26 protein-coding genes and 1 pseudogene are annotated in these 24,251 nt (G+C 66.6%); 20 read left to right on the top strand and 7 right to left on the bottom strand.

Going from position 1 to position 24,251, the window contains the following annotated elements; translation table 11 throughout:
- The first annotated feature begins 112 nt into the window (after positions 1-112).
- The 7 genes from ACIO3S_RS17400 to ACIO3S_RS17370 are packed head-to-tail and all read left to right on the top strand — an operon-like array spanning position 113 to position 4,815.
- Positions 113-1,654 carry an amidase gene (locus tag ACIO3S_RS17400; RefSeq protein ID WP_400466060.1) on the top strand — a complete coding sequence of 514 codons (1,542 nt, stop codon included), beginning with the start codon at positions 113-115 and terminating at the stop codon, positions 1,652-1,654.
- Complete coding sequence (nthB, locus tag ACIO3S_RS17395) at positions 1,651-2,355, top strand: nitrile hydratase subunit beta (RefSeq protein ID WP_400466057.1); 705 nt, start codon at positions 1,651-1,653, stop codon at positions 2,353-2,355. Before ACIO3S_RS17400 ends, nthB begins: the two co-directional genes overlap by 4 nt.
- Positions 2,352-2,951 (top strand): nitrile hydratase subunit alpha, encoded by a 600-nt coding sequence (gene nthA / locus ACIO3S_RS17390; RefSeq protein WP_400466054.1) that lies wholly within the window; start codon positions 2,352-2,354, stop codon positions 2,949-2,951. The genes nthB and nthA overlap by 4 nt, the downstream gene beginning before the upstream one ends.
- Positions 2,948-3,376, top strand: a complete 429-nt coding sequence (locus ACIO3S_RS17385) for a nitrile hydratase accessory protein (RefSeq protein ID WP_400466051.1) — start codon at positions 2,948-2,950, stop codon at positions 3,374-3,376. The genes nthA and ACIO3S_RS17385 overlap by 4 nt, the downstream gene beginning before the upstream one ends.
- A gap of 23 nt (positions 3,377-3,399) precedes the next feature.
- A complete protein-coding gene (locus ACIO3S_RS17380) occupies positions 3,400-3,600 on the top strand; it encodes a CbtB-domain containing protein (protein ID WP_400466049.1) in 201 nt (66 codons plus the stop codon).
- A 32-nt stretch (positions 3,601-3,632) separates the two neighbouring features.
- Complete coding sequence (locus ACIO3S_RS17375) at positions 3,633-4,394, top strand: CbtA family protein (RefSeq protein ID WP_400466047.1); 762 nt, start codon at positions 3,633-3,635, stop codon at positions 4,392-4,394.
- Positions 4,395-4,407: 13 nt separating this feature from the next.
- Positions 4,408-4,815, top strand: a complete 408-nt coding sequence (locus ACIO3S_RS17370) for a (2Fe-2S) ferredoxin domain-containing protein (RefSeq protein ID WP_400466044.1) — start codon at positions 4,408-4,410, stop codon at positions 4,813-4,815.
- On the opposite strand, the gene ACIO3S_RS17365 is transcribed toward ACIO3S_RS17370, so the two are convergent.
- The 3 genes from ACIO3S_RS17365 to ACIO3S_RS17355 all read right to left on the bottom strand — a co-directional run bounded on the left by ACIO3S_RS17365 (position 4,796) and on the right by ACIO3S_RS17355 (position 7,406).
- Complete coding sequence (locus ACIO3S_RS17365) at positions 4,796-6,238, bottom strand: substrate-binding protein (RefSeq protein WP_400466043.1); 1,443 nt, start codon at positions 6,236-6,238, stop codon at positions 4,796-4,798. The two genes, ACIO3S_RS17370 and ACIO3S_RS17365, sit on opposite strands and share 20 nt — an antisense overlap.
- A 12-nt stretch (positions 6,239-6,250) precedes the next feature.
- Positions 6,251-6,595 carry an ArsR/SmtB family transcription factor gene (locus ACIO3S_RS17360; RefSeq protein ID WP_400466040.1) on the bottom strand — a complete coding sequence of 115 codons (345 nt, stop codon included), beginning with the start codon at positions 6,593-6,595 and terminating at the stop codon, positions 6,251-6,253.
- A 496-nt stretch (positions 6,596-7,091) separates the two neighbouring features.
- Positions 7,092-7,406, bottom strand: a complete 315-nt coding sequence (locus ACIO3S_RS17355; RefSeq protein WP_400466037.1) for a hypothetical protein — start codon at positions 7,404-7,406, stop codon at positions 7,092-7,094.
- A 431-nt stretch (positions 7,407-7,837) separates the two neighbouring features.
- Between ACIO3S_RS17355 and ACIO3S_RS17350 the strand changes: the two genes are divergently transcribed.
- Together ACIO3S_RS17350 and ACIO3S_RS17345 are read left to right on the top strand one after the other, a co-directional pair.
- A complete protein-coding gene (locus ACIO3S_RS17350) occupies positions 7,838-8,047 on the top strand; it encodes a hypothetical protein (RefSeq protein WP_400466035.1) in 210 nt (69 codons plus the stop codon).
- 1,130 nt (positions 8,048-9,177) lie between these two features.
- Positions 9,178-9,594 carry a hypothetical protein gene (locus tag ACIO3S_RS17345; protein WP_400466033.1) on the top strand — a complete coding sequence of 139 codons (417 nt, stop codon included), beginning with the start codon at positions 9,178-9,180 and terminating at the stop codon, positions 9,592-9,594.
- Between the two features lie 6 nt (positions 9,595-9,600).
- Here the strand turns inward: ACIO3S_RS17345 and ACIO3S_RS17340 are convergent, their stop codons facing one another.
- The 4 genes from ACIO3S_RS17340 to ACIO3S_RS17325 all read right to left on the bottom strand — a co-directional run bounded on the left by ACIO3S_RS17340 (position 9,601) and on the right by ACIO3S_RS17325 (position 15,598).
- Complete coding sequence (locus ACIO3S_RS17340; protein ID WP_400466030.1) at positions 9,601-11,991, bottom strand: DEAD/DEAH box helicase; 2,391 nt, start codon at positions 11,989-11,991, stop codon at positions 9,601-9,603.
- 596 nt (positions 11,992-12,587) lie between these two features.
- The gene (locus ACIO3S_RS17335; RefSeq protein ID WP_400466027.1) at positions 12,588-13,382 is read right to left on the bottom strand and encodes a hypothetical protein; all 795 of its coding nucleotides are present in this window, start codon (positions 13,380-13,382) and stop codon (positions 12,588-12,590) included.
- 321 nt (positions 13,383-13,703) lie between these two features.
- Positions 13,704-14,351 carry an NUDIX domain-containing protein gene (locus tag ACIO3S_RS17330; protein WP_400466025.1) on the bottom strand — a complete coding sequence of 216 codons (648 nt, stop codon included), beginning with the start codon at positions 14,349-14,351 and terminating at the stop codon, positions 13,704-13,706.
- Between the two features lie 29 nt (positions 14,352-14,380).
- Complete coding sequence (locus tag ACIO3S_RS17325) at positions 14,381-15,598, bottom strand: helix-turn-helix domain-containing protein (RefSeq protein WP_400466022.1); 1,218 nt, start codon at positions 15,596-15,598, stop codon at positions 14,381-14,383.
- Between the two features lie 179 nt (positions 15,599-15,777).
- On the opposite strand from ACIO3S_RS17325, the gene ACIO3S_RS17320 reads away from it, so the two are divergent.
- The 11 genes and pseudogenes from ACIO3S_RS17320 (at position 15,778) to ACIO3S_RS17270 (ending at position 24,227) form a co-directional block, all read left to right on the top strand.
- Positions 15,778-16,044 (top strand): DUF6284 family protein, encoded by a 267-nt coding sequence (locus tag ACIO3S_RS17320; RefSeq protein WP_400466019.1) that lies wholly within the window; start codon positions 15,778-15,780, stop codon positions 16,042-16,044.
- A gap of 18 nt (positions 16,045-16,062) precedes the next feature.
- Positions 16,063-16,275, top strand: a complete 213-nt coding sequence (locus ACIO3S_RS17315) for a hypothetical protein (protein ID WP_355018061.1) — start codon at positions 16,063-16,065, stop codon at positions 16,273-16,275.
- The gene (locus tag ACIO3S_RS17310; RefSeq protein ID WP_400466016.1) at positions 16,272-16,634 is read left to right on the top strand and encodes a hypothetical protein; all 363 of its coding nucleotides are present in this window, start codon (positions 16,272-16,274) and stop codon (positions 16,632-16,634) included. Before ACIO3S_RS17315 ends, ACIO3S_RS17310 begins: the two co-directional genes overlap by 4 nt.
- A 32-nt stretch (positions 16,635-16,666) precedes the next feature.
- Positions 16,667-16,870, top strand: coding sequence for a hypothetical protein (locus tag ACIO3S_RS17305; protein ID WP_400466013.1), 204 nt, complete (start codon positions 16,667-16,669; stop codon positions 16,868-16,870).
- A gap of 26 nt (positions 16,871-16,896) precedes the next feature.
- The gene (locus ACIO3S_RS17300) at positions 16,897-19,095 is read left to right on the top strand and encodes a hypothetical protein (protein ID WP_400466010.1); all 2,199 of its coding nucleotides are present in this window, start codon (positions 16,897-16,899) and stop codon (positions 19,093-19,095) included.
- Between the two features lie 12 nt (positions 19,096-19,107).
- Complete coding sequence (locus ACIO3S_RS17295; protein ID WP_400466007.1) at positions 19,108-19,509, top strand: DUF3307 domain-containing protein; 402 nt, start codon at positions 19,108-19,110, stop codon at positions 19,507-19,509.
- Positions 19,510-19,672: 163 nt separating this feature from the next.
- Positions 19,673-19,966 (top strand): hypothetical protein, encoded by a 294-nt coding sequence (locus tag ACIO3S_RS17290; RefSeq protein WP_400466004.1) that lies wholly within the window; start codon positions 19,673-19,675, stop codon positions 19,964-19,966.
- A 101-nt stretch (positions 19,967-20,067) separates the two neighbouring features.
- On the top strand, positions 20,068-21,105 hold the full coding sequence (locus ACIO3S_RS17285) for a helix-turn-helix domain-containing protein (protein WP_400466001.1): 1,038 nt from the start codon (positions 20,068-20,070) through the stop codon (positions 21,103-21,105).
- A pseudogene (locus ACIO3S_RS17280) lies at positions 21,092-21,331 on the top strand (WhiB family transcriptional regulator); the annotation flags it as partial. The gene ACIO3S_RS17285 and the pseudogene ACIO3S_RS17280, both read left to right, overlap by 14 nt.
- A 176-nt stretch (positions 21,332-21,507) precedes the next feature.
- Positions 21,508-22,494: a bifunctional DNA primase/polymerase gene (locus ACIO3S_RS17275; protein ID WP_400465998.1), complete on the top strand. Its 987-nt coding sequence runs from the start codon at positions 21,508-21,510 to the stop codon at positions 22,492-22,494.
- Positions 22,494-24,227, top strand: coding sequence for a DNA cytosine methyltransferase (locus ACIO3S_RS17270; protein WP_400465995.1), 1,734 nt, complete (start codon positions 22,494-22,496; stop codon positions 24,225-24,227). The genes ACIO3S_RS17275 and ACIO3S_RS17270 overlap by 1 nt, the downstream gene beginning before the upstream one ends.
- Positions 24,228-24,251: the final 24 nt, after the last annotated feature.

Here is a 24,251-nt window from a genome sequence, read left to right as displayed (position 1 = left end):
TTCACCCCAATGCGTCGACAACCATTGACATATCGTTGCATTCAGAGCCACAGTCTCCGGACAACCGGGTGAGTTCCCAGCCACCCGACGCATCACCCTTTGGAGGAATCCCATGCCGATCGACCAGCCAGATGCGCAGGGCTTCGAAGCCCTCGCGACGGCCAACCGGCTCGCCATCGACCCCACCGATCTCTCGACCTATCTCGGTGCCGCGACCGGCCTGCTCCAGTCCTGGAATGTCGTGGAGGAGCTCTACACCGAGATCGCTCCCGTGATCCCCGAGCGGACGTGCAGTCGCCCCTCGGAGGAGGAGAACCCGCTCGGCGCCTGGTACGTCACGACCGAGATCACCGGCGCTCCCGACGGTCCGCTCGCGGGCCGACGTGTGGCGATCAAGGACAACACGGCGGTCGCAGGCATCCCGATGATGAACGGGTCGAGGACCGTCGAGGGTTATGTGCCCGCGACCGACTCCACCGTGGCTGCCAGGCTGCTCGCGGCAGGCGCCACGATCGCAGGCAAGGCGGTGTGTGAGGACCTCTGCTTCTCGGGCGGCTCGCACACCTCGAAGACCGGACCGGTCCGAAACCCGTGGGACACGACCCGCTCCGCGGGCGGCTCGTCCAGCGGCAGCGGCGCGCTGGTCGCGAGTGGAGAGGTCGACCTCGCCATCGGCGGCGACCAGGGCGGCTCGATCCGCATCCCGTCGGCCTTCTGCGGCACGGTCGGACACAAGCCGACCTTCGGACTCGTGCCTTACACCGGCGCCTTCCCCATCGAACAGTCCATCGACCACCTCGGCCCGATCGCTCGTACCGTCGCCGACGCGGCACTCGCTCTGAACGTACTTGCCGGCCCCGACGGGCTCGACCCTCGACAGCCTGACACGGTTGCCCCGGTCGACTACGTCGCGGCCCTGCAGGAACCGGCTGCGGGCCTGCGCATCGGCGTCATTGCCGAGGGCTTCGGGCTGGCCAACTCCGAGCCGGAGGTGGATGCGACCGTGCGCGACGCCATCGCCACCCTCGAGGGTGCCGGTCTGGTGGCCGAGGAGGTCTCGATCCCCTGGCACCGGCACGGTGCCGCGATCTGGGACGTGATCTCCGTCGAGGGTGCCACCTTCCAGATGGTCGAGGGCAACGGATACGGAATGAACTGGAAGGGCTACTACGACCCCGATCTGATCGCCCACTACGGGCGCCAGTGGCGCGATGACCCCAACGCATTCTCGGAGACCGTCAAGCTCGTCATGCTCGCGGGCAAGCACGCCCTCGGCACAGCGTACGGTCGCCACTACGCGATGGCACGTGCTCTGGAGGCCTCGCTCCGCGAGGCGTACGACGAGGCGCTCGCGACCTATGACGTGCTTGTCCTTCCGACCGTGCCGATTCGCGCCAGCGTCATCCCTGGCCCCGACGCCCCCGTCGAGGAGGTCCTCGGCCGCGCGCTGGAGATGGTCGCCAACACCTGCCCGTTCGACGTCACCGGCCACCCCGCGTGCTCGGTGCCGGCCGGGCTCTCCGACGGCCTGCCCGTCGGCCTGATGATCGTCGGCAAGTTGTTCGACGACGCCACCGTCCTGCGTGTCGCGCAGGCCCTGGAAACCGCAGTCGGGGGCTTCCCGCTGCCGACCACTGTAAGGAGCAACGCATGAACGGAGTGTTCGATCTCGGCGGCACCGATGGGATCGGTCCGATCGATCCGCCGGCGGAGGAGCCGATCTTCCGCGCCGAGTGGGAGAAGCCGATCTTCACCATGTTCGCCGCACTCTTCCGCGCCGGCTGGTTCGGCGTGGACGCGTTCCGCCACGGCATCGAGAACATGGATCCCGCGGTCTACCTCAAGGCGCCCTACTACGAGCACTGGCTGGCCAGCTTCGAGTACCACGGCGCCCGAACCGGCAACCTCGACATGGCCGAGCTGGACCGGCGGACCGCCCACTACCTGGCAAACCCGGATGCCCCGCTTCCCGAGCACGAGCAGAGCCAGGAGCTGCTCGACTTCGCCAACGCCGTGGTGCCGGCAGGTGCCAGCGCCCTCAGGCCGACCGACAACGAGCCCCGCTTCAAGGTCGGCGACACGGTCCGGATGAGCAGCGACGTCCCGTTCGGCCACACCCGCATCGCGGGCTACACCCGCGGCAAGGTCGGCACCGTCATCGCCCACCACGGCTCGTTCATCTACCCCGACACCGCCGGCAACAACCTCGGCGAGGACCCCCAGCACGTCTACACGATCAAGTTCGACGCCACCGAGCTGTGGGGTGCCCACGGCGATGCCAACGGCACGGTCTGCTTCGACGCCTGGGACCCCTACCTCACCCTCGTCACCACCACCGAAGGAGCAGCAGCATGAGCAGCCTCGTCCCCAGCCAGGAGGAGATCTCCGCCCGCGTCAAGGCCCTGGAGTCGATGCTCATCGAGCAGGGCGTCATCACCACCTCGATGGTCGACCGGATGGTCGAGATCTACGAGAACGAGGTCGGCCCCCAGCTCGGCGCCAAGGTCGTCGCCAAGGCCTGGAGCGACCCCGAGTTCAAGGCCCGCCTCCTCGAGGACGCCACCGAGGCCTGCAAGGAGCTCGGCATCAGCGGACTCCAGGGAGAGGACATGGCTGTCCTCGAGGACTCCGACGACGTCCACCACGCGATCGTGTGCACCCTGTGTTCCTGCTACCCCTGGCCGGTGCTCGGGCTGCCGCCGAACTGGTACAAGGAACCTGCGTACCGCGCCAGGATCGTGCGCGAGCCGCGCAAGGTGCTCGCCGACGAGTTCGGATACGTCGTCCCTGAATCCACCGAGATCCAGATCTGGGACTCGAGCTCGGAGATGCGCTATTGGGTCCTGCCCCAGCGCCCGGACGGGACCGACGGCTGGTCCGAGGACCAGCTCGCCGAGCTCGTCACCCGTGACTCGATGATCGGCGTCGGTCCCGTGAAGGTCGCGTCATGACTGCCACCATGACCGACCTCCACACACTCCCCATCGAAGCGCGCCGCCGGGTCGTCGAGCAACTGGTCTGCGGTCTTCCTGGTGGCCGCCCCGGCGAGCTGTCCTTCGAGCAGCCGTGGGAGATCCGGGCGTTCGCACTGGCCGTTGCGGCTCATAAGGCCGGCGAATACCGGTGGCCCGCCTTCCAGGGAGCACTCATCGACTCGATCAAGGAGTGGGAGACCCAGAACCCGGGCCTCACGGACCCGTCATGGTCCTACTACGAGCACTGGGTCACGGCCCTCGAGACCGTCCTCGGCGAGGCCGGGGTCATCGAGTCCTCGACGGTCGAGGAACGCACCCAAGAGGTTCTGGCCACACCCGCCAACCGCAACCACCACGAAGCTCACCTCGAACCGATCGCCATCGACCCTGCTCGCAGCTGAGCCATCCACCGAAGGAGAATCCCATGAGCAACTCGTCCCCATCGCTCGCTCCGGCACAGTCCGCCAGCGTCCCCCTCTGGGCCTGGGCGGTCGCCGCCATCGCCCTCTTCGCCGTGTACTTCCTGGTCCAGGAGAACGGTGCCATCCTCTCGGCTGACGCCGCCACCTGGCTCCACGAGGTCACCCACGACGGACGGCACGCACTCGGCGTGCCCTGCCACTGATGTCCGCGGCGAAGGCGGGCTGGGGAGCCCGCATGCTCACCGGTCTGGGCGCCGGCGCTGCTGCCGGCATCTCGTCCGCGGCAGTCCTTCTGCTGGCGGTCGAACCCCGCATCGACGCGGCCATCGCCATCGAGGAAGGCAACTCGGGTGGGCACGCTCACTCGCATGAGGCGGCCGCAGGTGCGCATGACCAAGGCGAACTGGTGACCCGGCTGCAACAGCAGATCGGTGGCGCAGTCACGGTCATCATCGTCGCCGCGCTGCTGGGGCTCGCCTTCGCCGTGGTCTATGCCCGGGTGCGACACCGCCTGCCCGGGTCGACAGAGGTCGGCCGCTCGGTCGCACTCGGCGTACTCGGCTTCACGGCGTTCGCCCTCGCACCGGCGCTGATACTGCCTGCCAACCCCCCTGCGGTGGGCGACCCGGACACGGTCAACCAGCGCACGGCCGGCTACCTGCTGGTCATCCTGCTGACGATCGTGCTCACGATCGCGGTGTTCGCACTCATCCGTTCGCTGGCAAAGCGCGGCGTCAGCTCGGAGACACGCTGGGTTGCGGGCTGCCTACTCGGCATCGTGGGCGCCGTCGCCATACTCATACTGTTCCCACGGGTGGACACCGAGATCCCACATGAGGTCCCTGCGGCGCTCATCTGGGAGTTCCGTGTCAGCTCGCTCGGGCAACTGGCGGCCATGTGGGGCGTCCTCGGACTGGTACACGGCGTGCTCGCCGGCCGGCTGCACACGTCCCGAAGCCGGCGCCGAGCCTCCAAGCCCAGGCCCGTGGCCGTCTGAGCGGCCGACGGGCATGCACACCACAGCCGCGGCAGGCGGTGACCGCTGTACCGTCACCGTCTGCCGCGGCTGCTGCTGCGGCAGCACCGAGGTCCATCCGGACGTGGACCACCCAGGGCTCGTCACCGACCTCGGCGACCGCCTCGGCACCCGAGTCTCGCTCCGCGTGACCGGCTGTCTGTGGGTCTGCGGCGCGGCTAACGTCGTCGTCGTCTCCCCAGGCGCCGGCGCGCGGCGCTCAGGCGCCCGGCCAGTATGGTTCGCACGCATCCTCGGCCCCGAAGAGAACGCGGCGATCGCTTCGTGGGTTCATGCGGGAGGCCCGGGGCGCGCCCCGCTCCCCAAGCTGCTCGAACAGCACCTCACGCTCCCCTTCCGACGCCGCCGGAAGCAGCTGCCGCTCACCTCGCCAGATGCGTGAGCTGCTCGGTCACGTGGAGTGTTCCGCCCTGAGAGGTGGCGAGATAGATCGGCTGACGCATACCCCGCCACGACGTGCTGACCCTCCCCCGCGGACCGTCGTACGTCACTCCCTCCCGAAGCCGTTCGCCGACCACGCCCGGATCCCAGGACCCACCGTCGGCGGCGGCCCGGGTGACCAGATGCACCGCCTCGTAGAGCCCCTCGGTCATACTCGACACAGGCGCCGCCCCGGCCCCGAACCGCCGGTGGTACTCGGTTTTGAATGCATTGTTGGCCGCGGAGTCGAGGCTCTCGAAGTACGAGAACGCCGTCCACAGCCCTTCGCTGGCGTCCGGGCCGATGAACTCGTGTGTCGACTCATCCAGGACGAGCGCCAGCGTCGCCACCTCCTGGCGTAGACCAGCGGCGTGCATCTGCTGCTCGAACGCGACCTCGTCAGCGCCGACGAGCGAAGAGACGACGAGATCAGCACCGCTACGGCGAATGGAAGTGATGAGCGAGGCGAAGTCGGTCGTCCCCAGTTCGGCGTACGCCTCTGCGGCCACCGATCCACCGGACCGCTCGACCACCCTACGAACCGCCCGGCTGGCGCCGCGGGACCAGCAGTAGTCGTTGCCCGCCAGGTAGAAGTGGGACCCACTCGTCGCACGCATCAGAGCTGGGATGGCGGCGGCCGCCTGGGCGGCGGGGCGCTCGCCGAGACGAAAGAGCTCTGGCCCGCCGGCACCGCCCTCGTTCAGCGGCGTGTGGATGATCAAGACGCCGTACTTGCGTGCCACCGGGCGCAGCGCTTGGAAGACCGCGGAGGTGACGTTCGCCAGCACCAACCGGCACCCGGCGTGAGCCAACCGGACGAGCTCGGCCGCGCCGAGGCCCGGATGGGTGCCGTCGTCACCCGTCATCAGCTCGAGCGGGCGGCCCAACACGCCACCGTCTGCGTTGATCTGCTCAACGGCCAACCGTGCGGTGCTCCGTGCCGCGATCGAGAACACGCTGGCTGGGCCTGTGCCGCTGGAGATCAGGCCGAGTCGCCAGACGTTGCCGGCCGCGGGAGCCGGAGCTGCCACCATCCGCCGTGCCCAGCCCAAGACCTCCTCGTCCAACTGCACCGCAACCCGCACCGTGGAACGCGCAGGGCCGTCGGGACGTACGCTCACCGTCACGCTCCCGGTCCACGGGAGGTCGTGGTGGACCACGAAGCGCCGGGGGCGGTCGACGCTCACGACGCGACCGAGGATCTCGACGCGCTGACTGCCGAGCGCGGCAGGAAGGGTCAAGGGGATGGCCACCGGCACGCCGAGTCGCAGCGCTTGCCGCCTCGGCAACCGCCAGCCCGGCAGGCCGCCGACGGCGATCACATCGAAGGCCTGCTCAGGTGGACACGGGAGTTGTTCTCGGTCCGCGAGGATGATCTCGCCCATGGGCGACCCCTGTCAGCCGGTAGCGGTGGAGCGCCCGTCTGCGCTCTGCGGAGCCACCCTGGAGTCGGACCTCAACTCGTCGAGCGAGTCCCGGTAGACCTGGGCGACGAACCCCACCAGCTGCGATGCGGGTGTCGGGTCGATGCTGTAGAGGCGGAAGCGGCCCTCACGACGCTCGGTCACCAGGCCGGCCATGCGGAGCACGCGTAAGTGGCTGGACACCGTCGTCCGGCCGACACCTTGGACCCGGTCGGCGATGTCGCCGACTGCGAGCTCCCCGTCCGCCAGCGCGAGCAGGATCTCGCGGCGCGTCGGGTCGGCGAGGGCTTCGAAAACGACCCCACCTTGCGGCGCCACGGCGGCCTCCGGATCCGTCGAGAGATGATGACATATCGACGATATCTCAACGATCAGGTGTGTGGGAAGAAGTCACGTATCGGTGTTCGCGCGGCGGCCGCTGGTCAACGACGTCCTGCTTCCAGACCCGGAGCTCGACGCGCCGACCCCAAGAGCGCTGCAAAGTGTGACCAAGCCTCTGAACCGGACAAAACAACGAACTCAGCCTGTCTTGTTTGACCAGGTCAGACGGAGTTTCTTGCTCCCCCGGTTGGACTCGAACCAGCAACCCTCCGTTTCGAAAGCCCGCCGACGGTGCTTGACGCACGTTGACGAACAGCCACCCTCACCTGCTGGAACGTGAAAACGTCGGACCCGCTGTCAATCCGTGTCATCTGCCCAAAAACGGGAGAAAGGCAGGATCCTCACCGATCCGGGTCGAATCTGCCCAGCTCCTCCAGCATGTCGGCGGGCGTACCGCCCACGTGCCGCTCGACCGCGCAACTCGCATCCGACCTCAAGCCGAGCCGCTCCGTTCGCGACTGTGCCAACGCTCGTCGAGCGCAGCCTGAATCTCGGACCTGATCTCCTTGTGAACTTTGAGCAGGTTGGCGTCTTTCTGGGTTTGCTCAGCGCCTGGCTTGGTCTTCGCCTCAATCGCGTCGATCCGTTTGTCCAGCACGCCCAGTACGACACTCTCGGCATCGTCGTACTTCGGACGAGTCGCCCTTTCGATGATCACTTCCGCGAACACATCGCGGAGGATCTCGGCGCCCCTGGCCAGGGCACCCTCGGCCTTACCTTGCATACGCTCGCGGCGAGATGGCTCCATCCGACGATGCTAGAGCGAAAGCCTCCCAGATGCTTCCGATTGCGGTTCCGCCAGCGATGGAGTTGCCCCTCTACTTGGTCCAGCCAACAGACTCCCCTCGCTAGCCTGGTAGTCCACTTCACGACCTCTGGTCTGTGGTGGCTGATGTCGTGGCTAGGTCTCCGACGAGGTCGCTGCTGTTCCCGCGCCCCGTACATCTGGAACACGTTCCTGGTTACCGTGTTCGGCACCAACGGGGCAGTCAGGGTGACTACTCCTACGTGGAGCGCGACACCACGATGGGTGCCGTTGGTGCCGCGGTCTCGGGCACCGACTCGGGACCGCGGTCTGGTTCACGGCCCCGCAGCGGCTGCTGGACTCGGGCGACCATGCGTCGGGAAAAATCTCCGGCATTCGGTTTAGAACCGGTCTCGTCGGGGTAAGAAGCAGGCATGAGGAAGCCTGTTGTCGAGTTCCCACCGGACCTGCTCGACGATCCATCGCTGCCGTTGCCGGAGCGGGTGGATCGGATGGCGGCTCGCAGTGACCTGGAGTGGGCGGCATGGCAGGAGGCGTACGGGAATGTGGTCGAGCTGCCGTTCGGGATGCGGGTGTTGCCGGTCGAGGCGGATGAGCCGGGTTGGTCGACGCCCGGAGAGTGAGCGCCGGGCCTGCGGACTGGACGCTCTTTTCGTCATGGGCTCAGAGCCGGTGGGACGGGGGCGCGTAGAGGGCGGCAGCGATTGCGTCGATCGCACAGGTGATTGCAGCGATAACGTCGTACCGGGTCGCTCATCAAGATCTGTTGACCCGTGGGCGCACCAGGCCGGCTCCGTTCGAAGAGGGCCGACCACTGGGCGGTGGCTCGCCGGGGGCGTAACGCTCGGTTGAGAGTTGGTCGGCGGAGACCCACTCCGTCGACCAGTCCGTCGGCGTCGTCATCCGCACGATCTGAGCCCACCACACGTACTCGCCGAACTGATCCGCCGGCGAGTGCGCCCAGCCCAAGAGGAACACCGGATCCCCTTCACTCCCCGGCGACGGCGACAGATGGCGCCAGCAATGCCGCGCCTCCGGACGAGGCGCGATGATGGGTGGCTCAAGGCGGGACGGCTTCGAGGAACCTGGCGCGCGGGTCATGAATCGATCATACGTTCGAAGTCGAACCCCGAGCGTTCCGGAAGGCTCCGAACCAGAACCAACAGCGTCAGCTCACCCTTGGGCTGCCCGTAATCCTGACCTGAACCGGAGGATCCTGCGCCGATCTATGTGACCCTCTGTTGGATGACCGCTTGGCGAATGGCGTCCTCCCCCCGGTGCGCCACGTGACGGTGATGACCTGCGAATACGGGCACGAGCAGAGCATTGGGCCCTATTGGACCCGTCTCGCCGCCACGATCCAGGCGCGCAAAGTTTGATCTCAGCGCTGACACGCACGGAGCAGCCTACGAGCCACCCGTTGTCCACGTTGTCAGGCAGATAGTCACATCTAGGGGTTCGTGATGCATTCCAACCACCGCCCGCGCCGCACGCTGGTATGAGTTGGAATATGAGCGCGGAGTGGGACCCCGAGGTGGTTCAGCATCTGGAGCACGCTCGCGCGGCGTACGAAGCCACGGAGGTAGTGCAGGTTGTTCACACCGTTGTGAAGGAGACTTGGAGCGCCAACCTTGCGAGGTGGTCTCCTAGTGCCCACTTCGACGACACGAACACGCTTGGGTACCAGACGAGTCGTAACGTCAATAACCGACTTGTAGCTGCAATGCAGCATGCTGAGGCGTTCGCTCCTGGCATGGCTGAGACGGAGTCAGGGATCTTGGTTGTCCGCGTCGAGGGGTACCGCTTGCGCGTTGTGAAGGCGCCAATCGAAAGTGGCATTACTCCTGACTTCCAAGCTGACTTCGACTGGTCTGCGTCGCTGTCCCGCGCGGCAGCAGCGCAGCGAAACCAATCCGTCTACTACCCGATGCGTGGCGATGGGACACTCCCCTATGAGACTGATCCGCGCCCCGCGCACTTACGACAAGTGGAGAAGTGCCGCGACGTTTTCCTGATCTGGGCAGCGGAGCTGACATCTACTCGCACTCTGGGATGGCTCGGACTCCCGTCACTTGGCGACCTGCCATGGATGGGCGTGATCGAGTTGTGGCGGGACGACGACGAGACGGCAGTCAGTTACGTATGGGATGACGACGATCCCGAGGACTAGTAGCACCTAGTCTCGTTCGCGAATGAGAAACCGCAACTGTTCGAGTCGGTCCTGATCCACTTCAGAGAGGGTCGCGTCGTAGATGTCATCTTCTTTCAGCACCTCGCTCGCAAGCGTCCATGCTGGCCCAAGTTCGGCGGAAAGGGCAAGAGCCCCGGGCCGGGAGATCCCACCGACCCTCATTAGAGTGACTGCCGTCTCGTCCGATGCACCGTACTCGACGGCGCCGGCGATCCATGTCGGTAGAGATAATTCGTAGATCTCGTTAGCCAGCGTGTGCGCGGCCGACCACGTCCAACTGCCTGGATAGCCAACCTTAGAGACGTACTCAGCCACATCAGAAACTCTGTCGGACTGATTGTTGCTCCCAAACAACCCTTGTCGACCGAAGGTTGGCATCGTTTCGGCAATTGAGGCGAAGTCGAGGCCTCTCATCCACATTGCGAGAGCATTGACTTCCGCCCAGAAAATTTCGCTTTCGACGTGCTCTTCGGCAGCGTTCTGGGCGAAGGACGATAGATATGCGGACTTCGCTATCTCGGTCTTGTGCTCGCGTCGCAGCCACAATGTCTGTGCCATCGTCTCCGTCGATTCGTACACAGTGCGTGCGACTTGCGAACACTGATCGAGCGTCAGATCCACGCTGTCCACTAGCGCTGGTAGCCAGCCATCGACGCCGGCCGCGATCGCCTCCTCAATGCGAGTGACGCTGCCCGTGCTCATGCCCGTTAGTCGAGCTCGCTTGCCTCTGTCCGTCAGCCGGAACGGGCTGGCTGCAAGGGCGAACCCGTCTCGTTCGAGGGACTCCAACACATCCTGGGTGAGGTCCTGAACGTGTTGTCGATGCGATGAGTTGCCGGTCTGGAACGTGAAGGTAGCCGCGGCGAGGCGCGACGCTTGGTCCGGGTAGTAACTGTCGCCGTCACCCAGCCAACCCACGACCTGGGACTCAAACTCGCCGTACCAGGTTGTTTCCTCCGCAGATTGAGGGTTAGCGGTGATCGTGCTCAGTTGACCGCGGACCTTTCCAGTCTGGGCTGTGGTCCAGAGCGTTCCGCGAATGTGCGATTGCAGTGTGGCCGCCTTCGAGCCAAGGATGAAGACGACCCCTTCCATCGCAATATTGGCGCGTCCAGCTCTTCCGATAATGTTCAGGTACAGATCGCGCTCGAGCTTCCCGGTACCTCCCTGGAAATTGAGATGGGGGATGACGACTGCCCTGAATGGAAGGTCGGCTCCTTCAGCAACGGTTGTCGTCGCCGCCACCGAACGTAGGATGCGGCTCGCAGCGAGGTCCTCAATCAAGCCGAGAACCATCGACGGCACCCCTGCGTGATGAAACGCGATTCCGTTGCGGAGACAGTGTGTCAAGGGGTGGTGGGGGCCCATCATCGATGAGACAACTTCGACGGCATCATTAAGTTGCTCGATGGCACCCGGGGGAAGGGCGTCAAGCCAAATTCGATTCCCAGTGGGGTCGTTCTCCACCAGTGAGGTCGCGATTTTTTCCGCATATGCCCGTTGTGTGCATACAGCAAGTACCGGGCGGTACTCACTGGAGAGCCGCGAGACCAAGAGAATTGCATCCTCGATTGGCTTCGCAGTCCGCGCCAACTCCGCAACGGCGGTTGGGGTGTGCTTGTCGACTCGCTGGACGAAGGCGCCGTCTGTCTCCCAGGCAACCTCGATGGTTCCGGTGGGTCGCCGACCGCTTCTGACAACATGTCCGCGTGTGAGCCAATCGGCGACGTCGTCCACTCCCTGGCTGGCAGCAGACAGCGCAAGAATCTGCATGCTCGGGAAACGCAGTCGAAGGCGGGTAAGAAGCAGTTCGAAGCGAGGCCCGCGGCCGGTACGGCCAATTAAGTGCATTTCATCGAACACTAGCAACTTGCACCGCTCGAGCGTCTCGCTACTCTTAGGATCAGAGGCGGCCGTGCGAATCAACGCGTCCAAACGTTCCGGCGTGCACACCAGCACATTGCCATACTTTTCGGGAGAGTCGACGTCGTACCCAGCGCCAAGGTCTTGGACAGTGTGGCGGAGTCTCGGCCCGAGGTATCGTTCGAAAGCTCTAGTCACTTGGCGCGCCAAGAGGCGGTACGGAGCGACATAGATGACTGTTGCGTCGGGATGCCGTTCAAGTGTTGCCGCGATCTTGAATTCCGCTAGAAGGGTCTTTCCGCTCGACGTTGGCAGAGAAACGGTTAGATCTCCGTCTCTCGTGAGACCAGCTTCGATCGCGGTGATCTGCGCCGGAAAAAGAACGTCGACGTCGCGTCGCTGCACATAGGTGGCAAGCGATTCCGATTCGAAGGTAGGGTCAGCGCCCTGAAGCACAGATAGCGGGTTCGCCGCCTTATGTGCTTCATACCAGGCAATGGTCGTGTCAAGCATTGCGATTCCGAGCCCATTGTCACCCAAGCGAATCAGTAAGTCTCGCGCCCTGACAGCGTAGTCAATGTCATCCCTAACCACGGCAGCGCGAAGTGCCCCTGCTACAGCGAGGTCACGCCGGGTGGCGTTGACGAGCTTGGAGGTCGACGCTGGCGCCCCAGGCCCTAAGCCTCGCTCAAGGTCGCTTCGTGCGGCAGCCGGAGCACCACTCAAGGCTTGGCCTAGCGCCGTTAGACCTAAACGCAGGTACTGGCGATCCGGCGATATGTTCGCCGCACCGGCGTGTAGTCGTGCTGCGAGGATTTTGACCCGAGCGAACTGCCCATCGCGGATCAGTAGAGTCAAACACTCAAGCAGGATGAAGACGCGGTCTTCAGGTTCATCGGGGACATCGGCTAACGCAATACTGACGATTGTTTCAACTTGAACCTCAGCCAATGAACTAAACGAGAGGTCGCGGGTTCGGTCGATGGCAAGAAGTTCGAGAAGGTGGTCTCGATGGGCCCTCGCGTTAACGCCTTGCCGGGGCATCGTGAGCGCGCTTTGAATGCGCGCTCGACGCAACTGCCGACGCGATACCGAGTAATCTGGAGCCCTCACTTCGGAACCAGCTGGTCATGGAGGGTTTCAAGGCCAGGCACAAAGAGCATCCGAAAATGCGCGTCGGGTTTATTTGAAGGCGATAGCAGCGAAGGCTGGTCGTCTAGGTTGCAGGCTGGGGTGGGGGAAGCTGCGCCAACACAAACGATGCGAACATTCGGCGTTCCGACCTGGCCGAGAAAGTGCATTACCCGATTGGCCCCCTCACCGAGCCCCTGCTCTTTCATTCGACCGTTGACGGTTATGAGTTGTCGGTACAAGTACGCCAGTGTGAGATCATCATCCACGGACTTTTCGAGCAAGTCGCGCATCCCGCTAGCGTGTTTCTGAATCGTGTGTTTGACGCTGACCAGGATGAGCCGCTCGCCAGCGACGATTGGTCCAGTGGTTGTGGGATCTAGTTCCACACCGATGACGTCGATGCCGCTGTCGCTCTTGGCCTCGGACATCTTGGGGACGTTGGGCATGTACAGATTGTCGAGGTGCGTCTGCTCCACGGAGACGACCGTGGCTGCAGCAACCAACTCGATCGCGTCGGCACGAGCGACCTTGGCGTGTTGCTTCGTGACGGGCGGCGGGCCGAGGCGATCGATCTCGAGTTCGACGAGCAGCGCATCGAGTTCGTCGTCGAGGCTGATGCTCAAGATTGCCTGGTAGGCGGCGACAGCACGGGTCACATCGTCGTCGGTTAGGTGCCATTGCTCTACGTCCCAGCCGTTGTTCGACTCCAGTGACACTACGGCGCAGTTGTCTGCCAGCGCCTGAACCTCGTCGCGGGCATGGGGTAGCACGCCGACAGCATAGGTTGAGAGAGGCGGACCCGGAGGCGGAATCGCGCGAGAACACGCTTGTCTGGAAGTGATCGCCGATGGGGCCGCGGGGTATGCGCAGGGTCATCGCCTTCGCCCAACGCGCATCGTTGCGCGGGCTGGCAGCCGCCGCCCTTTTCCGGGGTGACGCCGCCGACGTGCCGACCATCGTCACCGAGTTGCCAACCCAGTCGGGCCGCCCCAAGTGTGTGTCCATCGGCCGGCGACGCCTGCGGGAGAGCGACGGCTTAGACCGCCTCGACGTTCGGAGTCTCCGGCCTCGTGCAGCCCGATTCATGCAATCTACGACCTCTTGCGGGAGCGCTCTGCATTCCAGGAACTGATGGCATCCGGATGCCAGAGCGCTGTGCGGCCCACATGTTTCCCGGGGCTGGGCATCTGACCGCGGGCAGCGTATGCGCGAATCGTGGATGCCGCGACGTTGAGGTGCTTCGCAACGTCCTCCGTCGTCCACCATTCCAGATCAGCCGCGTGAGTGATCACCCCATGCTCGAGGTAAGCCACTTGCGCGTCGTGGCGTGCGTCGATTGCTGCCTGAACTCGACGAGAGAGGCGAGGAATCAGCCGACTGGGCAACTCAGAACTGGGGAAGTAGCCGTACGCCTCCAACTCGTCGGGAGGCAGCGCGATCGCATCGCGCTCTGCCTGCGAGAGCGTTCCGCCGTCGAAGACGAACAGGATCTTGTCGCCCTCCTTCTCTGAGGGTGCCCAATCAGCCACCAGGAGCTTGGTGATCTGGCGATTCAGGCCTAGCTCTTCCTTGATCTCGCGCTGGCATGCACCGATGGGTGTCTCGCCTGGCTCGACGTATCCACCGGGGATCTCCCATCCTTCCTTGTAGGTGGGCTTGACGAGCAGCACATGGTCGGCGGCATCAAAGAACAGTGCGCCAGCAGCGACGCGCGGCTTGGCCATCGGCGGGGTCGTCATACACCCACCCTAGGAGTAGTCGCTCCCACTCAGGCCACGCGGAGTCGATCCGCGAGTCCCTTCAGTTGGTGGCTCGGCTTGCCCTTGTGGGTCCGGACCCAGGTCTGGACTAGGTGGCGGCTGAGGAAGTGGTATCGAACCTGCTCAGGGGCAAGCTGTTCAGCCCTCAGAACCTCGACCAGCGCCTCGTCGCGGCGGTTGGCCGTGCTCAGCGCTCGTGCAACCTCAAGCGCGTGACGTACGCGCCGCTCGGTTGTGACCCCGGACGTGTCGAGGGATGGCCCCAAGTTCAGGGCTTGCTGAACGTCACCGAGTTCCATCGCGGTCGAGACGCGATGCATTCCGACGTTGGTCGGACCGAATGCCGTCCAGAGGTAGTTGCCGTCACGTCCGAGCCGCGCCGCCGTGCGCTCGGCCACATCGAGAAAGTCGCGAGCAGTTGAACGGTCGTCGTTACGCGCCGCCGCCATCGATCCGGCGAGGAGCCCGGTGCCATACACCGACAAAAGCGTTGCCCCCGGCTTTACAAGGTGGGGCTCCAGGAACTCAGCAGCGTGGTTCGTCAGGCTGACCGCCTCCGCGTAGGAGCCGGTCGACAAAAGTGAGTGTGCGACCGATCGCATCAGCGAGCCAATGACCACCGGATTCTCACTCTGGTGAGCCGCTTCGATACCCCGGTTGGAGGCGTTCCACGCAAGGTCGGCCTCGCCGAGTTTGGTGAGCACTGTGGCGGCCAACTGGTACGCCAGGGCGAGTCGTCCCGACGCTGTGCGACGAGCGTCGCCGGCCTCGGAGCTCATCGAATAGCGGGCCTCTGGGATGAAGTCGACGAGGCGGCTGACGACGTACCCGAACTTGGCCTGCTGGTAGCCGTCCCAGAGGTCATCCAGCGAGTCTTTGAGGCCATCCAGGCTCATCGGTTCGTGATCGCGCTCCGTGCCGATGTTCATGCCGGTGACTTGTCGGTAGTCCATGAGGACCGACCGCAGAGCCGGGACCGTCTGTTGGCCGCTGCCCTCGGTCCACTCCATCAGGCGCGGCTCGTCGATCAAGTCGGCTAGCGAAACGTCGAGCGCCTCGGCCAGTGCGCTGAGCACCGAGAGCCGGTCCAGATCCATTCGGCCGTTCTCGATTTTGCTGAGCCAGTCGACCGTTCTACCGACGCGGCCGGCGATGACCTCCTGCGTAAGGCCTCGGCGCTGGCGGTACCAGGCAATCCGCTCTCCGAGCGTGAGCTGTGTCGTCATTCCTCGCATGGCCCCAACCCTCGCCTCCCGAGAGGTATCAACCCCGGAATTTTTCTCCGGGCTGTCGGGCGAAACCGCTCCTAGCGTCTATGTCGAGCAAGAACCGCCGCCCAACTGAGGGTAGCGGGCTAGACAATACAGCGCAACGCTGTATTGTGGTCGATTGAGAGGACCTAGAGATGTTGGAGCGCGAACCCACGCTCGACGAGCTGGCAGCGATCGAAGCCGAGATGCCTTCGATCACGGCTGGTGTCGATCTGGTCGACGCGGAGTGCCGCGTTCTGGCCAATCCAGCAGACGTGCTGGCTCGACGGGCTCACCGTCGGGCGATGAGCGCCCTGCTGTCCCTGCTGGTTCAGGAGGCCAACCACGACGCGGCGATCAAGCCCGCGCCCGTCTACATGATCACCAACCTGAGCCCGGCCGCCGCGGCTGAGGCTGCCTGATTCTCGGAAGGAACCGTCATGGTTACCGCACCTTTGTTCATCATCTTCGCGATCGTGGCGTTCGTCGCGGTCAAGTGGGGACCGGCCACCCCTGGCGTTGTCCTTTTGGGCATGCTGCTGGGTCTGTCGCTGGCCTCGACCTCGATCGGTGGCCCGATCCTGTCTGGGCTGGAGACCGCTTCGGCCTCTGCGATTCAGACGATCACCGGCGCTGTTGGCGGTGCGCGATGAGTGCCGCGAAGTCCTGGGATCTGACCTGGGTCGCCACCCTCCTCGAGGGCCTCCCGAACGTCGAGATGCACGGGTTCTCGGTCGACGCCGAGCCGCGCCTGGAGTCCGCCAAGACGATTGGCGCCGCTGGTCGTCGGCCGATGGTGCGGCTGGCGATCCGCCCGGCCGGCTACGAGGCTGCGGCCAAGCTGGCTGAGTTCATGCACCTGTCTGAGCACATGACCGCCGACACCGAGGACGGTCTGGGGTTGCTGGTTCGCCACAGGTGGGCGGGCTGGGAGCCGAACGCCTCGACCGAGGTCGAGGTGTGGGTCGAGATCACCACGACCCAGCGGGTCTGGTCCGAGGCGGTGGCCTGATGGAACCCGCCGATCTCCGACTGGCCGGCTGAGTGAGCGATGACCGGTGCCAGGCGTGCGAGCAGTACCGCCGCGAGCTCTACCTGCTGCGCGACCGGCTGGGACAGATGACCCAGGGCTTGGCCGCCGTGGTGGTCCTGCTGGATGCCGAGCAGGTCGAGCCGTCGATGCCGAAACAACGGCTCCTGGCGGTCGTCCATCACCGCCTGACCCACCTGCTGAACCAGACCAGATGACACGGGACCTAGGAAGGAACCGAACAGTGACTGAGCACCAGAGCAACGAGATCGGCCTCGCCGATCGTGCTGATGACACCGGCGAGTTCGGTGAGGTGATCCCGTTCGACCGGGGCGCCGACGCCGAGCGCGTCGACGTGGTCGACGGGACCGTCCTCGCCGTGGTTGACCAGCTCGACCGCGTCACCGCCGCCGACGAGGACGAGTCGACGGATCTGGTCGAGTCCGGCGAACCGGACGACCTTCAGTCGTCGCTGACCTGGGCCGCGCCGGACCGGGCGTCCGGTGATCGTGCCCCGGTGATCCCGCCGTGGCTGCGGTCTGCCGAAGCCCGCAAGGCTGCCGCGGTTCAGGCCGTCTCGACTGCGCGCTACTACACCGCATTCCACGCCGTGCGTACGCCGATCTATGCCACCAAGACGCTCGGCTACTCGCTGGTCGGCGTCGGCCGGGTGACCGGCCGGGTCACCCGGTGGGTGCGTGCTGAGGAGGGCAACTACGAGCTGCGGCAGCAAGCCGCCGCCTCGAACGACGCCTACACCTGGCAGGCCCTGAACAAAGTCCGGGCACGAGAGGCACGCGGCCGGATGTGGGCACTGTCGATCGCGTCGGCCGCGCTGCTGGTCTTGGTCACGGTCCTGCTGACCACCGGCCTGCTTGCTGGACCGGTCCTTGCTGGTGTCCTGGTCGGTCTGGTGCTGCTGTTCGCCCGTCTGGGCCGTCCGGCTGACAAGCCGATCCTGGGCCGCGTCGCTTCGGGGCGGAAGTTCACCAAACTGACCGGTGACCTGGTCCGCAACGCCCTGGTCGCCCTCGCGGTGCGCGGGATCACCGGACCGGAGCAGGTCGAGTTCTGCCACCCCGGCATCCACCGCGACGGCCCGGGCTGGCTGGCCCGCGTGAACCTGCCTGAGGGTGTCACCGCGGTGAAGGTGCTGGAGAAGCGTGACGCCCTCGCGGCTGCGCTGCGGCTTCCGGTCGACCAAGTTTGGCCGGCCGCCGGCCCCGACCACCCCGGCCAGCTCGACCTGTGGGTCGGCTACCACCCCGCCTCCAAGACCGGCCAGCCGACTTGGTCCCTGGCCGGCGACACCGCCTCGGCGTCGTTCTTCGAGGAGGCCGAGTTCGGTACCGACGAGCGTGGCCGCCCCGTGACCACGACCCTGTTCCAGCGCTCCTACCTGATCGGTGGCCAGCCCGGGTCGGGTAAGTCCTACGCTGCCCGGGCGCTGCTGGGGATCGCGATGCTCGACCCGACCTGTGAACTCAAGATCGCCGAGTTCAAGGGCACCGGTGACTTCCTCGACCTCGAGGACCAGTGCTCCACCTACGTCTGTGGTGTCGATGAGGAAGCCCTCGACAAGGGTGTCGAGATCGGCCGCTGGCTGGTCGCCGAGGCCGAGAAGCGCGGCCGCCGCATCCTGGCCGCCCGTAAGCGTGGCGAGGCCCCGCAGGGCAAGGTCACCCCCGAGCTGGCCGCCAAGCCCGGCTCCGGGCTGCACCCCGTCTGCGTGTTGATCGACGAGGCCCACGAGCTGTTCCTCTACTCACCCGACGCCGCCGGCGACTTCGAGCGCGCGATCAAGCGCCTGCGCGCCCTGGGGATCTGCGTCATCCTCGCCACCCAGATCCCCGACAAGTCCAGCCTGCCGCCGGGCATCACCCGCTGCGTCACCAACCGCTGGTGCCTCTCGGTCGCTGGCCAGGTCGAGAACGACATGATCCTCGGCACCGGCGCCTACAAGCGCGGCCTGACCGGCACCGTCTACCGACCCGTCTTCGACGCCGGATGGGGCTGCATGACCGGCGGCGCTGCCCCGGTCGCGGTCCGCTCTCAGTTCCCCGATGACGAGGCCTGGGCCGGGATGGTCGCCCGATCCGCGTCGCTGCGTGGCGGAAAGGTCGTCGGTGCCCCGATCGAGACCGCACCGGCCCGAGATCTGCTCGCCGACCTGACCGAGGTCGCCGCATCCAACGGCCAGCACTGGGACACCGCCGCCGAGGCCCTGGCCGAGACCTGGCCCGAGGCCTACCCCCACCTCACCGCGGCCGCGCTCTCGGACATGGCACGTGCAGCCGGGCTCGCCTCGGTCAACGTCAAGATCACCGGCGAGGTCCGCCGTGGCTACCGCCGCACCGACCTGGTCCAGCTCCGCACGACCCGCGACGAGGCCACCCAAGGCACCCAGGCCAACACCGGCGCCGAGACCGCCAGCGACAACTGAAAGGCCCCTGACATGTTCGCCACCATCTTCGTGCTGCTCTACGTCGCCCACCTCCTGGCCGACTACCCGTTCCAGACCGACCACCAGGCTGCACACAAGGCCGAGAAGTCCGCCGCTGGGGTGGCCGCGAACCTCTCCCACGCCACCACGCACGTCCTCACTTCCGGAGTGGCCCTCATCGCCGGAATCGGTCTCCTCGGGCTCCACATCGGCCCGTGGGGCGTGATCGGCACCCTCGCCTGGATCGCGATCACCCATGCCGCGATCGACCGCCGTACCGGCGTTCAGGCGTGGATGCGCCTGGCCCGACAGACCCAGTTCGCCGAGCACGGCGGAGCCGCCCACGTCGACCAGACCGCCCACATCACCGCCCTGGCCATCGCGGCACTGACCCTCGCTGGAGATGCCAGCTAGCCCGAACCGAGGTAGCGCGGGAGGTAACGCCCCCGCTACGGGTAGCGGCCCCGCTACCCACCCCGCTACCACCAAACCCCGCCCTGACCAGCACACACGTTCGAAAGTAGCGGTAGCGACCCCTCGGCCGCACCCGCCCGAAACCCTCCAGGAGACCAATCCGATGACACCGCTCACGCTCGCTACCGCGACCGTCCTGGTCGCCCTGGCCGGCCTCGGGATCTACGCCTCGATCTGCGCCACGCTCCCGTTCACCGCATGCCGCCGCTGCGAGGGAACCGGCCACCACACCACCGGGATCCTCAACAAGCTCCGCCCGTGTCGCCGCTGCAAGGGCGTCGGCACCCACCTCCGCACCGGACGCAGGCTCTACCACTTCGCCCGCCGCGTCCACGCCGAGGCCTCTACCACCATCCTCCCGTCCCGAGACACCAAGCCGAACAAACCCGGCTGGTAGCCACCTCGTCGCCCGGCTCTGAGTCGCCCATTGACTCAGGTCCCTACCCGACCCATGTCCAGAACACCTCAGGAACACCGTCTGACCAGGAGAAACACACCATGAACACCGCACCCATACCCCTCTCCAGCCGCCTCTCTGGCCTGGCTGCTGTCGGCTACGGCATGACCGGCGTCGGGTTCGTCCAGGTCGCCGTGACCATCGCGCCGCAGGTCGCCGCGATGATCCCCGCCGCCGGTGCCGCCGCACCCGCTGTCGGCGTCGCGGTCGCCCTCGCCGCCGACGTCGTGTGGGCCGCCCTGGGGCACACCACGATCGCCGCCTACAAGTCCGGCCAGCGGGCTGCCGCCTACGGCTTCGGGGCCGCCACCGTGGTCGCTGTGGCCGTCTCGACGGTCCTGCTCGCTGCTGTCGGGCACATGGGCCCATGGTCCGCGATTCCGGCGATGGCTGCGCTGCTGCTGGTCGCTGACGGCATCCGGGATCAGGTCACCGTCTCAGCCGAGACCGCCGAGATCATCCGGGCCCGGACCGCCGAGATCCGCGACCAGCGCGCCCTGGCCGTCATCGAGGCCCGCCACGCCGCCCACATGGAGACCATCACCGGCTACCGCGAGTCCGCCCGGCTCGCTGCCAGGACGCACGCCCTGGCCGAGATCAAGGTGACCGTCGAGCGCGCCGAGAACCGCGCCGCCAAACGCCTCACCACCTCGGCCGAGAAGCACGCCGCCGGCGCGGTCGCCTACCGCGAGCTGCTCGGCAACCAGCCTGCCAGCAACCCTGACCACCAGCCTGACACCGAGGATGACACCGACCCTGACAACCGGCCCCACGCGATCACCGCCCCGGACCTCACCGTCACCTCGGATGTCACCCCAGATGTCAGTGCCACACCAGCCCTGACCGTCATCCCTGACACCCACGACATCGAGACAGTCCCGGACGACGCCGAGACCGGGCTGTGCGCCATCTGCGTCACCGACCTGGGCGAGGACGACGGCAACCACGTCCACCCCGCCTGTGCCGCCGTCGAGCTGCGCCGAGTCATGAGCGTGCCCGAGGTCGCCGAGCTGCTCGGCGTCACCGAGCGCACCGTCTACCGCTGGACCAAGGAGGCGAACCGCGATGACGTCGCCTGACACCACCGCCATCCACCCCGGTGAGCTGCCCGGCGCACTGTGCCCGCAGACCGATCCCGAGATCTTCTTCCCCGAGCCCGGCGGCAGCCCCGCGGCCGCCAAGAACGTCTGCGCCGCCTGCGACGTCCGACCCGACTGCCTCGCACTGGCGTTGTCCCTCGGCCCCGTCATGGGCGTGTGGGGCGGCCTGACCGAGCGCGAACGCACCAACCTCAAGCGCGCCGCCCGAACCCCAGCGCCGACCCGCCGCACCTGCCCGGGCTGCTCCGAAGAGTTCACCCGGCCAACTCCCCACGCCATCTACTGCAGCGACCTGTGCCGCCAGAAGGCCCGCCGTGCCACCAAGGCCACCTCCGCGGCCCGCCGCACCCGCAATGCCCGAGGAGAGAGGAAGGCCGCCTGATGTACGCCGCACCCCAGACCCGCCCGATGCTCGCCGGAGCCCTGGCCGCCGCTGCCCGTGGCTGGCACGTGTTCCCGCTCCTGCCGAACACCAAACGCCCCGCACGCCCCAACCACGCTGCCAACAAGTGCACAGGCACCGACCCCCGCTGTAAGACCGGCCACGCCGGCTGGGATGCCCGTGCGACCACCGACGAGACCCGGATCCGACGCGCTTGGTCCGACGACGCCCCGACCTACGGCCTAGGGATCGCTTGCGGCCCCTCCAGCCTGATCGTGGTCGATCTGGACACCGCCAAGCCCGACACCGAGATCCCCGAGCCGTGGAACCGGTTCGGGATCACCACCGGGGTCGAGGTCCTCGACCACATCGCCGGAGCCCGCGGCGGCACGATCACCCCGACCTTCACGGTGCGTACGCCCTCGGGTGGCACCCACCTCTACTACCGAGCCCCGGAGGGTGCCCGGTTCGGGAACACCGCCGGAACGATCGGCTGGCTGATCGACACCCGCGCCCACGGCGGCTACGTCGTCGCCCCGCCGACGATCATCGCAACCGGCACCGGTGCGAGCTGCTACGCGGTCGTCGAGGACCGGCCACCGGCCCCGCTGCCGCTGTTCCTGCTCGACCTCCTCGGCTGCCAGCACCGCCCCACCCCGGCCGGGCCAACGAGGATCCCGGCCGCGACCGACCGGCTGCCCGCCTACGTCAAGAGCGCGGTCACCCAAGAGGCCGCCAACGTCGCCAGCGCCCCGGCCAAACAGCACAACATGCGCCTGTTCGTCTCGGCGAAGTCGCTCGGCCAGCTCATCGCCGGGGGCGTGCTCGACGAGCACACCGCCTACGACGCCCTCACCACCGCCGCGCACTCGCTCATGGGTCCGGGCTGCGAGTGCAACCCCCACGAGATCGACAACACGATCCGCTCCGGGTTCCACGCCGGAGCCGCCAACCCCCGCACCCCCAACTCGAGGAAGGCCGCCTGATGCCCACGATGACCGACCTGTTCTGCGGCGGCGGAGGCTCCTCGACCGGCGGAGCCTCGGTGCCCGGTGTCGAGATCCGGATGGCCGCCAACCACCTCCCCCTGGCCGTCGAGGTCCACAACACCAACCACCCCGAGGCCGACCACGCCTGTGTCGACCTCCACCAGGAGGACCCGCGCTACTTCCCCCGCACCGACATCCTCTGGGCCTCCCCGGAGTGCACCAAGTGGTCCCAGGCATCGGGCAACAAGTACGCCAAGATCTCGATGGAGACCGACCTCCTCGACCTGCTCGACCCCGAGCTGGTCGATGAGGACCCGGAGAAGGCGATCGTGCAGCGCTCCCGGCTGCTGATGTTCGATGTGCTCCGGTTCGCCGAGCACCACCGCTACCGGGCAATGATCATCGAGAACGTCGTCGACATCGCCACCAACCCCCGCTACGCCGAAGCCTGGACGCTGTGGCGCAAGGGCCTGCGCAACCTCGGCTACGACTTCCGCGTCGTCTCCCTCAACTCCATGCACGCCCAAGCCCACGGCGACCCGGCCCCGCAGTCGAGAGACCGGCTCTACATCGTGTGCTGGCTCAAAGGCACCCGCGTGCCCAACATCGACAAGGTCCTCCGGCCGCTGGCCTGGTGCCCCAAGTGCGACCAGGTCGTCGAGTCCCGCCAGGCGTGGAAGAACGGCCGCACCGTGGGCAAGTACCGCTCCCAGTACGTCTACGTTCACAACGCCTGCGGCACGACTGTGGAGCCTGGCTACCTCCCTGCTGCGGCCGCGATCGACTGGACCATTCAGGGCACCCGGATCGGGGAGCGCACCAAGCCGCTCGCGGAGAAGACGCGGCGGCGGATCGCGGCCGGGATCGCCCGGTATTGGTCGCCGTTCCACCTTGAGCACGGCGGCAACCAGTACGACGCTGCCGACCCGAAACACCCCGCGCACGGCAGTCCCAACGGCTACTACCGCGCATGGTCCATGTACGACACCCTCCGCACCCTCCACACCCAAGAAACCAAGGCCCTCGTGGTCCCCCTCGAAGGTCGCGCCGGCGACCGGATCAAGACCACCGGGCACACCCTGCGGACCCAGACCAGCCGCCACCTCGACGCGCTCTGCGTCCCGGCCGGAGGGACCTGGAGCGACGCCGCCCGTCCCACCACCGAGGCGCACCGGACGATGACCACCCGCGAGACCACCGCACTGGTCACCACCGCGGCCCCTGCTCCGGAGCCGTTCATCGCCGAGCTGCGCGGCGGCGGCTCTACCGCCCGCCTGGTGGCCGACCCCGCAGCGACGTTCACGGCCTCGGGGAACCATCACGGGCTGGTGATGCCCTACTACGGCACCAGCCACACCGCGAAGCCCGCCAATGACCCGCTCGGCACGGTCACCACCCGCGATCGGCACGCCCTGATCACGCGGCACTTCGGCACCAACGGCGGCGCCGAGCACCGCATGACCACCCCCGCAGCCGAGTACATGCGGACCCTGACCACCACCGCCCAAATGTCGGTCCTCACCCCGGGCGACATCACCGCCGCTGAGGCCCAGGTCGACGACTGCCTGTTCCGGATGCTCGAACCTCACGAGGTGGCCGCCGGGATGGCGTTCCCCACCGATTACCAGTGGGCCGGCACCCGCCGCGAGCGGGTCAAGCTCGCCGGAAACGCCGTCACCCCACCAGCCGCGCGCGACCTCATCGCCGCCGTTGCCGAAGCCCTCGCCTGACCAGTTCCGACTCGGAGGAATCAC

Origin of the sequence: Nocardioides sp. NPDC087217 (assembly GCF_044744805.1) — a bacterium.
GTDB lineage: Bacteria > Actinomycetota > Actinomycetes > Propionibacteriales > Nocardioidaceae > Nocardioides.
The sequence above is the reverse complement of the archived record's forward strand: the minus strand, read 5'-3'. Positions and strand labels throughout refer to the sequence as shown.